At 46.7% G+C, this 12228-nt stretch carries 11 protein-coding genes; 1 reads left to right on the top strand and 10 read right to left on the bottom strand.

Annotated features, from left to right (window positions below):
* Genes ilvD through ilvG form a run of 4 tightly spaced genes read right to left on the bottom strand, consistent with a single transcriptional unit; the run spans position 1 to position 4789 of the window.
* Positions 1-1842 (bottom strand): dihydroxy-acid dehydratase, encoded by a 1842-nt coding sequence (ilvD, locus tag IQQ51_RS01960; RefSeq protein ID WP_102249181.1) that lies wholly within the window; start codon positions 1840-1842, stop codon positions 1-3.
* Between the two features lie 33 nt (positions 1843-1875).
* A complete protein-coding gene (locus tag IQQ51_RS01965) occupies positions 1876-2844 on the bottom strand; it encodes a branched-chain amino acid transaminase (protein ID WP_193840200.1) in 969 nt (322 codons plus the stop codon).
* A gap of 12 nt (positions 2845-2856) precedes the next feature.
* Entirely contained in the window at positions 2857-3141 is a 285-nt protein-coding gene (gene ilvM / locus IQQ51_RS01970) for an acetolactate synthase 2 small subunit (protein WP_017055442.1), read from the bottom strand.
* A gap of 1 nt (position 3142) precedes the next feature.
* On the bottom strand, positions 3143-4789 hold the full coding sequence (gene ilvG, locus IQQ51_RS01975) for an acetolactate synthase 2 catalytic subunit (RefSeq protein WP_059022104.1): 1647 nt from the start codon (positions 4787-4789) through the stop codon (positions 3143-3145).
* Between the two features lie 472 nt (positions 4790-5261).
* Here ilvG and IQQ51_RS01980 point away from each other — a divergent pair, with 472 nt between their 5' ends.
* Positions 5262-6785 (top strand): YifB family Mg chelatase-like AAA ATPase, encoded by a 1524-nt coding sequence (locus tag IQQ51_RS01980; RefSeq protein WP_193840201.1) that lies wholly within the window; start codon positions 5262-5264, stop codon positions 6783-6785.
* A gap of 63 nt (positions 6786-6848) precedes the next feature.
* Here IQQ51_RS01980 and IQQ51_RS01985 read toward each other — a convergent pair whose 3' ends face one another.
* The 6 genes from IQQ51_RS01985 to IQQ51_RS02010 form a co-directional block, all read right to left on the bottom strand.
* A complete protein-coding gene (locus IQQ51_RS01985) occupies positions 6849-7805 on the bottom strand; it encodes a DUF2860 domain-containing protein (protein ID WP_193840202.1) in 957 nt (318 codons plus the stop codon).
* 139 nt (positions 7806-7944) lie between these two features.
* A complete protein-coding gene (locus IQQ51_RS01990; RefSeq protein ID WP_048610871.1) occupies positions 7945-8544 on the bottom strand; it encodes a thiol:disulfide interchange protein DsbA/DsbL in 600 nt (199 codons plus the stop codon).
* Between the two features lie 55 nt (positions 8545-8599).
* On the bottom strand, positions 8600-9586 hold the full coding sequence (locus IQQ51_RS01995; protein ID WP_146492808.1) for a serine/threonine protein kinase: 987 nt from the start codon (positions 9584-9586) through the stop codon (positions 8600-8602).
* Positions 9587-9659: 73 nt separating this feature from the next.
* A complete protein-coding gene (gene ccoG / locus IQQ51_RS02000; RefSeq protein ID WP_065584151.1) occupies positions 9660-11078 on the bottom strand; it encodes a cytochrome c oxidase accessory protein CcoG in 1419 nt (472 codons plus the stop codon).
* A gap of 326 nt (positions 11079-11404) precedes the next feature.
* Complete coding sequence (locus IQQ51_RS02005; protein ID WP_193840203.1) at positions 11405-11668, bottom strand: YihD family protein; 264 nt, start codon at positions 11666-11668, stop codon at positions 11405-11407.
* A gap of 131 nt (positions 11669-11799) precedes the next feature.
* Positions 11800-11967: a hypothetical protein gene (locus tag IQQ51_RS02010; protein WP_004739323.1), complete on the bottom strand. Its 168-nt coding sequence runs from the start codon at positions 11965-11967 to the stop codon at positions 11800-11802.
* Between the last annotated feature and the right edge of the window lie 261 nt (positions 11968-12228).

Below are 12228 nucleotides of genomic sequence, written 5' to 3' on the forward strand. Positions count from 1 at the left end.
TTAGCCCTCAAGCTTAGACTTATCACGCACTGCGCCTTTGTCGGCACTGGTTGCCATGCTCGCGTAAGCTTTCAGTGCGAATGACACTTCACGCTGACGGTTTTCTGGTTTCCAACCCAGTGCATCTTGTTTAACACGACGAGCTTCTAGCTCTGCTTCTGGCACATCAAGTGTGATTGAGCGGCTAGGGATGTCGATAGTGATAATATCGCCAGTGTTCACTAGACCAATCACACCGCCACTTGCTGCTTCTGGAGAAGCGTGACCGATAGACAGGCCTGATGTACCACCAGAGAAGCGACCATCAGTCAGTAGAGCACAAGACTTGCCTAGCCCCATCGATTTTAGGTAAGTCGTTGGGTAAAGCATCTCTTGCATACCCGGACCACCTTTAGGACCTTCGTAACGAATAACAACCACTTCGCCGGCTTTTACTTTACCCGCTAAGATGCCATCTACTGCCGTATCTTGGCTTTCGAATACGATTGCAGGGCCTTGGAATTTAAGGTTTTCTTCATCAACACCCGCTGTTTTAACGATACAACCATCAACCGCGATGTTACCTGAAAGTACCGCTAGGCCACCTTCTTGGCTGAATGCGTTTTCTTTAGTACGAATACAACCTTCTTTACGATCGTCGTCAAGACGATCCCAACGGCAATCTTGTGAGAAAGCTTTAGTTGTACGGATGCCCGCAGGGCCAGCACGGAAGAACTTAAGCACCGCTTCGTCTTCTGTCTGAATGATGTCGTACTGCGCAAGTTGCTCTTGCATGCTTAGACCAAGCACGGTGCGAGTTTGGTTATTCAGTAGACCTGCACGATCAAGCTCACCTAGGATAGCCATTACGCCACCAGCACGGTGAACGTCTTCCATGTGGTATTTAGGTGTTGAAGGCGCAACCTTACATAGGTGTGGAACGCGGCGAGACATCTCGTCGATATCACCCATATCAAAATCAATCTCACCTTCTTGAGCTGCCGCTAAAAGGTGAAGTACTGTGTTACTTGAACCACCCATCGCGATATCTAGCGCCATTGCATTATCAAAGGCTGCGCGGTTTGCGATGTTGCGTGGCAGTGCTGACTCGTCGTCTTGCTCGTAATAACGCTTGGTTAGATCAACGATGCGCTTACCGGCATTGATGAACAGTTCTTCACGGTCTGCGTGCGTCGCGAGCATAGAACCGTTACCAGGCTGAGATAGACCAAGTGCTTCTGTTAGACAGTTCATTGAGTTTGCAGTGAACATACCTGAACATGAACCACAGGTTGGACATGCTGAACGTTCTACTTGCTCACTTTGCTCATCAGAAATGGTTGGATCGGCACCCTGAATCATCGCGTCAACAAGGTCGAGCTTGATGATTTGATCTGAAAGCTTAGTTTTACCTGCTTCCATTGGACCGCCTGATACAAATATCACTGGGATGTTAAGGCGCATTGCTGCCATCATCATTCCCGGAGTGATTTTGTCACAGTTAGAGATACACACCATTGCATCAGCACAGTGTGCATTGACCATGTATTCTACTGAATCCGCGATAAGCTCACGTGATGGCAGTGAGTACAGCATGCCGCCGTGGCCCATTGCGATACCATCATCGACTGCGATGGTGTTGAATTCTTTAGCGATACCGCCCGCTTTCTCTATTTCACCCGCAACCAGTTGACCCATGTCTTTAAGGTGAACGTGGCCTGGTACAAATTGAGTGAACGAGTTTACAACCGCGATGATCGGCTTACCGAAGTCATCATCTTTAACGCCAGTTGCACGCCATAAAGCGCGCGCACCAGCCATGTTGCGTCCGTGGGTAGTCGTTGCTGAACGATAGATTGGCATTGCTTAAATCCTTATAAAATATTTGGCTGTTGCTTACTTAGTTGTTTGCGTTTGGTTTGCTGAAGTTTGGTCTGCTGGGTAAACATAATCTAACCAGCCCCACTTATCTTCAGTCGTGCCATTGAATAAACCAAAGTAAGCCGCTTGAACTTTTTCAGTGATAGGACCGCGTTTGCCTTCACCTACTGTAATTTTGTCTACGCTGCGAACCGGAACGATTTCGGCAGCTGTGCCTGTCATGAATACTTCATCGGCAAGGTATAGTGCTTCACGAGCAATGTTCTCCTCACGGATCTCATAACCCATGTCTTTTGCTAGTGTCATGATCGAATCACGAGTGATACCCGGCAGAATTGCGCTGGTCGCTGGTGGCGTTGATAGTACGCCGTTACGTACCACAAAGATATTCTCACCTGCACCCTCTGAAAGGTAACCATCAACACTCAGTGCGATGCCTTCATCGTAACCATGACGGCGAGCTTCACCACCAACCAGTAGTGAAGATAGGTAGTTACCACCGGCTTTTGCTGCGGTTGGGATAGTGTTTGGAGCGGCACGGTTCCAGCTAGAAATCATCGCATCAACGCCGTTTTCTAGCGCTTCTTCGCCTAGGTAAGAACCCCAAGGGAAAGCAGCGATGATTAGCTCCATCTCAGTGTTTTCTGGCGGGCAGACACCCAAACCAACGTTACCTACGAAACCTAGAGGGCGGATGTACGCTGACTCTAGCTTATTTTGGCGTAGCGTTTCGCGAGTCGCTTCCATAATTTCTTCCTCTGTGTAAGGAATAGGGAAGCGGTAGATTTTTGCTGAATCTTTTAGGCGCTTAGCGTGCTCAGGGTGACGGAAGATAACCGGCCCTTTTGGTGTGTTGTAGCAACGAACACCTTCAAACACCGAAGTACCGTAGTGCATTGCGTGAGTCAAGACGTGAACGTTCGCCTCTGCCCAAGGAACCATCTCACCGTTAAACCAAATATAGTCTGCTGTTTTAGCTGTCATGTTTACGGTTCCTTATGCGTTTATCTTTTGTTGTAAGTTGTTGTTTGGCAGTTCATTACGGCTGATCGAGATAACGTCAACGGTACGCACATCCCACAGCTTTTCGATTTGGTTTACCAAGAACGAGATCGGACGGTCACTGTCTACGATGATCTCAACACTCGCCACTTTGCTTTCGTGGTTTTGAGTGCCCGCAACTTGCTTAACAATGAAGCCACGGTGGCGGATAACACGAAGAACACGCTCTAGTAGTACAGGCTTATCATCGGCTTTGATGTCTAATAGGTATCTTTTCATGTTATGTGTTCTCCAACATCTCACTGTTTGAAGCACCTGGCGGTACTAGTGGCCATACGTTTTCTTCTTCATCGATAAGAACATGAAGTAGGTAAGCGGTTTTACTCTCTAGCATCTCTTTCAATGCGGGTTCTACTTCTTCTTTACGAGTGATGGTTTTTCCCGGGATATCGAACGCTTTCGCAAGCATCACGAAGTCAGGGTTGTCATCCAAGATAGTTTCACTGTGGCGGCCATCAAAGAACAGCGATTGCCATTGGCGAACCATGCCCAAACGAGAGTTATTAAGCAGTACCATCTTCACTGGGATCTGACGACGCTTCAATGTGCCAAGCTCTTGAATGTTCATCATGAACGAGCCGTCACCAGAGATAAGTATAGATTGGTCATCAGGACGCCCAACCGATGCACCCATTGCAGCTGGCAAGCCAAAGCCCATGGTGCCTAAACCGGCAGAGGTAATGAAGTTCTGTGGATCGCGCGGCTGAATGTGCTGAGCTGCCCACATTTGGTGTTGGCCCACATCGGTCGAAACCATAGAGCTTGCTGGCATCATGTCTGAAAGTTGCTTCAATAGCAGTGGAGCAAAAATCAGATCACCAGGGTGGTCGTAACGCCATTTGAATGAGCTACGAAGGCCTTCAGAGTGATGGACCCAAGAGGAGATGTCTTGGCTTAGCTCTAGTTGAGGCATGATCTTGTTGATGTCACCGCGAATTGGCGCATTGGCAAGACGCAGTTTGCTGAACTCAGCGGCATCGATATCGATATGGATAACCTTAGCATGCGGCGCAAAGGTATCGAGTTTGCCTGTTACTCTGTCATCAAAACGAGCACCAACAACAATCAGTAGGTCACTCTCTTGAACCACAAGGTTAGCAGCTTTGGTGCCGTGCATACCCAGCATACCAAGGTAGTGTGGGTCATCACGTTCGATAGTCCCCAAACCTTTCAGTGTGCTTACTGCTGGCATTGGGTTAAGGCGTAAAAACTCACGAACCGCATCGGTTGCTTTAGCAAGTTGAACACCACCACCTACGTATAAAACAGGACGGGTTGCTTGAGACAAAAAGTACTGTGCCTGTTCAATGGCATCAGTTGTCGCAACAGGAATTGCGGGTGGAGTAAATTCAGGAAGAGCGTTAACAGGAGCTTCGGCTAGTTGAACATCTTTAGCGATATCGACGATAACCGGGCCAGGGCGGCCAGACTTTGCTACCACAAACGCTTCAGCGAGCGTTGGAGCTAGATCTTCAATATCAGTTACTAGGTAGCTGTGTTTTGTACATGACAGAGACATACCAATCACATCCATTTCTTGGAATGCATCGGTACCAATGTGGGAACTTGCAACCTGGCCTGTGATGGCAACCATTGGGATAGAGTCCATAAAGGCATCAGCAAGGCCAGTGACTAGGTTGGTAGCACCTGGGCCAGACGTTGCCATACAAACAGCGACATCTTGTGTTGCTCGAGCCATGCCGATCGCGGCCATAGCAGCGCCTTGCTCATGGCGACATAGGATATGTTCAACCCCGCCGTCATAGAGTGCATCGTAGATTGGCATGATGGCACCACCTGGGTAACCAAATACGGTCTCAATTCCTTGTTGCTTGAGTGCGGATACGACTAGTTCTGCGCCTTTCATCGGAATTCTCCCGTATTACCTTTATTTTGGTAACTGTTTCCTTTGTCTCTGCACATCTTGTGCTCCCATTCTTCCTGTAAATCGGCAAAGCCGAAAATGCTCAAAAATATAAAAATCGAATGTTTAAATTAGAAAAAACCCCCGGACTTGTCAGTGCGGGGGTTTTTTCTAATTCGTGGTTACTTTCTTCCCACTCGCCCCCGCGCAGTCTTAATAATGACTACGATAATCAGGTTAATCAGTGCGTAAATGCGAGCGTTAAAAATCATAATATTCGAGTTTTCTCGTTTATTGTCTTCAGTAAATGTCTACATCTCTAGTGTTATCACACAAATCTGCCGCATGACAAGGAAAATGTCATTCTTTTTTCACATTAAAACACCATTCCACCAAGCTATATAACAACCTTATAGCTTTGGTGAGCAACGAATATCCAGAGCGAATACTTTTAAATCAAAGACAAAGGAAAGTTATGGGACTCGCGATAATTCATAGCCGAGCTAGTGTGGGTGTAGAGGCGCCAGAAGTGACCGTTGAGGTGCATATAAGCAACGGAATGCCTGGCTTTACGCTGGTGGGTCTGCCTGAAACAACGGTCAAGGAATCTAAAGATCGAGTGAGAAGCGCGATCATCAATTCTCGCTTTGAGTTTCCATCGAAAAGAATCACCGTCAATCTTGCTCCTGCGGATTTACCCAAAGAAGGGGGCCGTTTCGACTTGCCAATCGCGCTTGGGATTTTGGTGGCATCCGATCAGCTTCCGACATCAAAAATAGCTCAGCATGAATTCATCGGTGAGTTGGCGTTGTCAGGAGAATTACGCTCAGTAAAGGGTGTGTTGCCAGCGACGTTAGCCGCCGATAACGTTGAACGATGTTTAGTTGTCCCGCACCATAACGGTGATCAGGCTGCGCTGGTGGGCAAGGGAGCGCATAAATCTGCACAAACCTTGTTGGAGGTTTGCGCTGACATGTGTGGACAGGCTCAGCTTGGCCTATATAGAACGGAACATCATCAGGCTGATGTTTCAGAGCTTCGCGACTTGCAGGACATCATTGGCCAACAGCAGGGTAAGCGAGCATTGGAGATCGCAGCGGCGGGTAACCATAACTTACTTTTTCTCGGACCTCCCGGAACTGGCAAGACTATGCTCGCTTCTCGACTGCGTGACTTGCTGCCTGAAATGAGTGATGACGAGGCGATGGAAACAGCGTCGGTGGCCTCGTTAACGCAACAAGAGATTAATCAATATAACTGGAAGCAACGACCTTTTCGATCCCCTCACCATTCCAGTTCGATGGCAGCATTGGTGGGTGGTGGCTCAGTGCCTCGCCCCGGAGAGATCTCCTTGGCGCATAACGGCTTATTGTTTTTGGATGAGATGCCGGAGTTTGAACGCAAGGTGCTTGATTCATTACGAGAGCCATTAGAGTCAGGAGAGATCATTATCTCCCGTGTCGCGGGCAAGACTCGTTTCCCTGCTCGTTTTCAGTTAGTGGGTGCACTCAACCCCAGTCCAACGGGCTACTACGAAGGTAACCAAGCACGCGCCAACCCACAGATCATACTGCGTTACCTCAATCGACTATCAGGGCCGTTATTGGATAGATTCGATATGTCGTTAGAGATCCCATTGCTTCCCAAAGGCATGCTCGCTGAGGGTGGTGATCGCGGTGAAACCACTCAAGTGGTTAAACAAAGGGTCAGGCAGGCGCGAGAGTTGATGCTATCTCGCAACCATAAATCGAATGCACTGTTAGGTAGCCGAGAAATTGAGAGGTATTGCCCACTAAGGCGTGAGGATGCGGAGTTTCTGGAAACGGCGTTGCACCGACTGGGTCTGTCGATTCGTGCTTATCATCGAATCATTAAGGTGGCACGAACCATTGCCGACCTTGACGGTAACGAGCAGATCGAAAAGAAACATCTATCAGAAGCGCTTGGCTATCGAGCGATGGATCGATTGTTGAAACAACTCACGGCTCAGGCTGTCTAGCAAGCAGAAAAAAGCCTGCTTAGATGCAGGCTTTCGTTGGATTGCAGTTTATAGTCGCTAAGGTTAGAACTTGTAGTTCAAGCCAACTGAAACGATATATTGCGATTCGTCGTAGAAGGTAATGTTCGAGTCGCTGGTGCCGTAGCCTGCTAGTGAAATAAACGACCAGTTTTCCCAATCCATGAATTGATCATATTCATAGGCGGCGAATAGATTGATGTTGTCGTCGCTACGTTTCGTACTGTTGAACAAAGAGCTACCCGCATCGTAATCTCGTTGGTTGTAACCAGCGGTTAGAGCATATTGGTGACGACCTGCGGTGCCGAATAGGCTCACTTCTGCACCAATTTGGTCGTAAGACTCAGCTTTACCATCTGCATCACGTGTTTGGTAGATGATAGATGGAATAAGCATCATGGTACGACTCAGAGGCTGTCGATATTGGCCCTTAAGGTAGAAGGTATCTGCATCACGCTTTAGTTCATCGGGCACATCATCTTGTTCAACATCTTTGGTTGCATAGGCCATATCAAGGGAAAATGGCGAACCAGCAATACTGCTTAGCTTCAAACGAAAGGCATTGCCAGTTTCATCGGTCTTTGTGCGAGCTGATGCGGTGTTGTACGGATCAGCCCAGGTATCACCTGACATAATGGTCGGCAGCAGTGAAGCGTTGATCACCATGCCTGACTCAAGCTGGTATTTATAACCAACCTCTAGAACAACAGTACCCGTTGCTATGTCATCACGAGCGGTACCCGTGTAAACCTGATGGTTTAGCTTTTCACCAAAGGTATAAGCAACACTACCTAAAGGAGCAACCAGAAAAGAGCTTTCCGAAGAAGCCTTCTGATCTGTGGATGAAAGATTGCTATCAGCATCGGTATTAAAGTTCGAGGTGGAAGAAGCAACCCCGGTATTTATAGAGATTTCACCACTGAAACCTTGTTGGTCTGCAAGCTTGGCAAAAGCGGGAGAAGCCGCAACGCTCAATGCCAAGAGAGTTATTTTTATTTTCATTTAAGGGCTCCTTGCCCACCGATTCTTAGGACGGGTTATTAATATCAGTAAAGCACTGCGTTTTCTGGCTGATTATTTATCAATGATGATTTTTGAACTAGCAAAAAAAAGGAAGCCGAAGCTTCCTTCCATCAATGGCTTACTTCTTCAATAAGAAGTTCACGAGCTCGAAGTACTCATCAAGAGAGTTGATACCTTGAGCTTCTACTAGGTAGCGGTTGTTAACCACAACAGCTGGTACACCTGAAAGGCCGCTGTCTTTGAATGCTTTGTCGAAGCGACGAACCATAGAATCTACAGCAAAGCCGTTGTATGCAGCATCGAATTTCTTCGCATCAACGCCTTCGTCTAAGAAGATTTGACGCAGTTCTTCTTCATCACGTGGTGGCTTATTCATGGTGTGGATGCGGTTAAACATCACTGGCACCATTTTATCTTCAACTTTCAGTGCAATCATAGTCGCGTAAGCTTTGCTCATTGGCAGACCCATGTTGCCACCCATAAATGAAACATGGTTCTTCTGTAGCTTAGCGTCTTTAGGTAGCTGTTGTTTTAGCTGCTGGATGATTGGCTCAAAGCTATTACAGTGTGGGCAGTAAAAAGAGAAGAACTCTGTCACCATTGGTTTTTTTGATGCTTCTAGGTCGAGAACTTTGTAGTGTTCACCTTCGTTAAATTTCGCAGCGTGAGCTGAAAGGCTCAACATGATCAATGAGAAAAATGCGAATAGCTTTTTCATTTATCCAATCTCCATTATGTTTGAATTTTTATCTAGTTGTATGTTGCGATTGCTGTTACCACTGAGGCATTAACGAAAGTGGTGGCTCTTGCAGGGTAGCAATTTGCTCTTTACAAGCAAGTACTTGTTGCTCCCAATATTTCGGGTCATTAAACCACGGGAAGGCCAGAGGAAACGCAGGATCGTGCCATCGCTTCGCCAACCATGCCATGTAATGCACCATACGTAGACCGCGTAGTGGTTCGATTAGTTTCAGTTGTGCGGTATTAAAATCGCAAAATTCTTGGTAACTCTCTAGTAAAATATCCAGTTGCATCAGCTTATCTTGGCGTTCGCCATTAAGCAGCATCCACAGATCTTGTATCGCAGGGCCGTTACGAGCGTCATCAAGGTCGACGAACATTGGCCCATCGCGCCACAAGATATTGCCAGGGTGGCAGTCACCATGCAGGCGGATATTCTCAATGTTGCTCGGCCACTGGCTCTCTAGTTCTTTGATCAGAAGGTCAACGTCATTGAAGAAGGCGTTTTCTAGGTGCGTTGGGATAAACTGAGAATTCTCTAGAATCTTACGTGGCTGATAAAGGTATTCATCTAAGCTGATGGTTGGGCGATGTTGGAATGTTCTTCCCGCGCTGGCTTTATGAATACGACCAAGAAAACGCCCTACGCCTTCCAGTTGATCTAGATTGTCGACTTCATACTGTCTGCCGCCAACACTTTCAAATAGTGCAAATAGGTAGCCTTGGTATTCATGTAAGGTTGCACCGTTGATTCGCATTGGAGGAGCAATCGGCATCTCTTGTTCGATAAGCTCGAGTGCGAAGTCATGCTCTTCTTGGATCTGTGCTTTGTTCCAGCGTTGCGGACGATAAAACTTAACGACGTAGCGCTTACGGTCTTCATCGGTGAACTGATAGACTCGGTTTTCGTAACTGTTGAGAGCGAGAAGCCCGGATTCAGCGCGAACCCCAATGCTCTCCAGTGCGTACCACATGAAGTCAGGAGTCAGGTTATCAAAGTTAAAGGCTTGCATCGTCATAGAATAAAAAAGGCTCATTACTGAGCCTTTTTCCATTTATTGGGTTGTTATACCAAGCACTAAGGTGCGGGTATCAGAGCTTCTTGATAAAGCGGCTTTCGACTTCCATCGTAAACTCTTCATTATCCGAGAGTATAAACTGAATTGTCGAAACTGGTGAGCTCAGTTTTTCTGGGTCGGCGCCTAAACTGATAGGTAGGTTCAAAACCTCGCCTGGATCGACAGTAATCGTCTGTTTGCCATACCAGATAGAGTCGGGCAGTCCGCTAACATCGAGCTTGTACTCTTGCTCTTGTTGAGTCTTGTTGATCACTTTCAAGGTGTAGGTGTTTTCAACCAACCCTTGGTTATTGACTCTGAACAGCTGGTTTCTGTCACGCAGAACACTTAGGCCGGCGGGATCAACGCTCGCGATTTGGGCGAAGAACAAGCCCAGCATCACGATCAAGATGGCGCCATAGCCCAATAGCTTAGGACGCATTACCTTGGTCGAATGACCTTCAAGTCTGTGCTCGGTGGTGTAGTTGATCAGGCCTTTCTCGTAACCCATACGCTCCATGGTGTTGTCACAGGCATCAATACACGCGCCGCAGTTAATACACTCGTATTGCAGACCGTCACGGATATCAATCCCTGTTGGGCACACTTGAACACACAGGTTACAGTCAATACAGTCGCCTAGACCAAGCTCTTTTGGATCAGCTTTACGAGAGCGAGGGCCACGGCTTTCACCACGTTCTGTGTTGTAACCAACGATGAAGGTGTCTTTATCGAACATTGCCGACTGGAAACGCGCGTAAGGACACATGTGCAGACAAACAATTGAACGCATCCAACCCGCATTGGCATACGTACACCCAGCAAAGAACAGTACCCAAAACACCGGCCAGAAAGACGAGTTAAAGGTAAAGAAGCCAACCACTAACTCTTTGATTGGGATGAAGTAACCAACAAAGGTTAAGCCCGTCGCAATGGCAATCGCCCACCACGCAATGTGTTTGAGGGTTTTTCTGAGGATTAAATTGCTCGTCAGTTTGCCCGAGTCTTGTTTTCTTCGCTTATTGGCAGCACCTTCCAGTTTCTCTTCGAACCAGATGTACATGAAGGTCCAGACTGTTTGTGGGCATAAATAGCCACACCAGACACGGCCTAAGAAGGTGGTTATGAAGAATAAGCCAAACGCGGCAATCATAAATAGGATCGCGAGTAGGGTCAGATCTTGCGGGTATAAAGTGGTGCCAAAGAAGTTGAACTGTTGGCTGCCGATATCGAGCAAGATCGCTTGGCGTTCACCAAATGGAATCCATGGGATAAGCGCAAAAAGTAAAAGTAAGAACCAACCGCCATAGCGACGCAGTTGTTGGAATTTACCTTTGCTTTCTCGAACATAGATTCGGTTACTTGGGTTAAATCGATCTCCATTACCTTTATGTGTTTTCGGGTTAAAGGTTTTAGGAGTCACATCTTTGATATCGATTTTATCCTGACTCATGGACTATCCTTTTTGTGGCTTGTTTGCCCGGTTAAGTCGGGCATGACGACATTACTTGAAAGTATGGTTTAGAGAACCTGTTGAAATTGAGCTTGGTGCATTTGTTGTTATCGCACTCACTCTTATTATTTTAGAAGATTCTTATGGATGGCGATTATAGCGACAATCTTGTTCTAATTTCTTTAACGCTATCAACCTTTAACAACAAAAGTCATAACAGTTGTGACGAAAAAATAGCGAACAGAAACAAAAAAGCGACCTGGTGGTCGCTTTTTAAAATTGAGTGTTTTATCTATACGGCAATTGAGCTCTAAACAAATGGGCGACTAAAGAAGGCCACGCGCTTTTAGAATTGCGGTTTTGAAATCATCTTCTTGGTCTTTTTTCAGACCTGGGATCATTTCATCTTTTTCGCTGTTGCGCATTTTTAGGTGGTAGATAAGAACATCGTCAGTCAGTGCTTCAAGCTTGCCTTGGTAGCCCGCTTCTTTTGATAGCTTAATGATGAACTCTAATAGGTTAAGCTCTTGATCTTTCTGCCACTCAGGCTCCATCAGTTCAAGCAGTTCTTCAATGCGGTGACACTTCATACTTTATTTCTCCACAAATTTTATAATGATTTGTGGCTAAGGTATCAAATCGGGTAGGGAATACCAATGTGTAAACACATTTCAAGATGGGAGCGGGCAAGAAAAAAGCGCAGTAAAAACTGCGCTTTTTGTTAAGCGGCTTTAATCACTTTTGTTGTAGTCGGTGCTAATAAAGCAGTCTTCTCAACTAGAGTCATTGTAGGAGCCAATTTCTTAGCCGTTGGAGCAGCAACAAAGCCACTACGACGACGCATCGCACTACGGTTGGTGTGCGAGAACCTGACAGCTGTTGGGCGCATTAATTTACCTAACGGTCAGGCATATCCATTGCCAATCTAATGGCCTGATTTACCATGAGCTCCACCTCAATTGCTTGAAGCGTCACTCGTCTGGCTTTCGCCAATCCGAAGAATAAATCAGGATAATGATATGCATGCATATCAAGGCTTAGATTATCACTATCTAAGTTATCGATCGACGCCTGAGTGATAAATAGACGATATTAGAGCTAAAATAGTGTGAGCAGTATATTTGAGTTTGAACCTCTTTCAGGCTTAAGA

The sequence above is a fragment of the Vibrio sp. OPT18 genome, assembly GCF_015163615.1.
Taxonomy (GTDB): domain Bacteria; phylum Pseudomonadota; class Gammaproteobacteria; order Enterobacterales; family Vibrionaceae; genus Vibrio; species Vibrio coralliirubri.

Excerpts from the sequence above, each read along its gene's own strand:
- IQQ51_RS02005 (WP_193840203.1), bottom strand. The coding sequence starts at position 11,668 with ATGAAGTGTCACCGCATTGAAGAACTGCTTGAACTGATGGAGCCTGAG.
- IQQ51_RS02010 (WP_004739323.1), bottom strand. The coding sequence starts at position 11,967 with ATGCGCCCAACAGCTGTCAGGTTCTCGCACACCAACCGTAGTGCGATG.
- IQQ51_RS01995 (WP_146492808.1), bottom strand. The coding sequence starts at position 9,586 with ATGACGATGCAAGCCTTTAACTTTGATAACCTGACTCCTGACTTCATG.
- IQQ51_RS01990 (WP_048610871.1), bottom strand. The coding sequence starts at position 8,544 with ATGAAAAAGCTATTCGCATTTTTCTCATTGATCATGTTGAGCCTTTCA.
- IQQ51_RS01985 (WP_193840202.1), bottom strand. The coding sequence starts at position 7,805 with ATGAAAATAAAAATAACTCTCTTGGCATTGAGCGTTGCGGCTTCTCCC.
- ilvM (WP_017055442.1), bottom strand. The coding sequence starts at position 3,141 with ATGAAAAGATACCTATTAGACATCAAAGCCGATGATAAGCCTGTACTA.
- IQQ51_RS01965 (WP_193840200.1), bottom strand. The coding sequence starts at position 2,844 with ATGACAGCTAAAACAGCAGACTATATTTGGTTTAACGGTGAGATGGTT.
- ilvD (WP_102249181.1), bottom strand. The coding sequence starts at position 1,842 with ATGCCAATCTATCGTTCAGCAACGACTACCCACGGACGCAACATGGCT.
- IQQ51_RS01980 (WP_193840201.1), top strand. The coding sequence starts at position 5,262 with ATGGGACTCGCGATAATTCATAGCCGAGCTAGTGTGGGTGTAGAGGCG.
- ccoG (WP_065584151.1), bottom strand. The coding sequence starts at position 11,078 with ATGAGTCAGGATAAAATCGATATCAAAGATGTGACTCCTAAAACCTTT.
- ilvG (WP_059022104.1), bottom strand. The coding sequence starts at position 4,789 with ATGAAAGGCGCAGAACTAGTCGTATCCGCACTCAAGCAACAAGGAATT.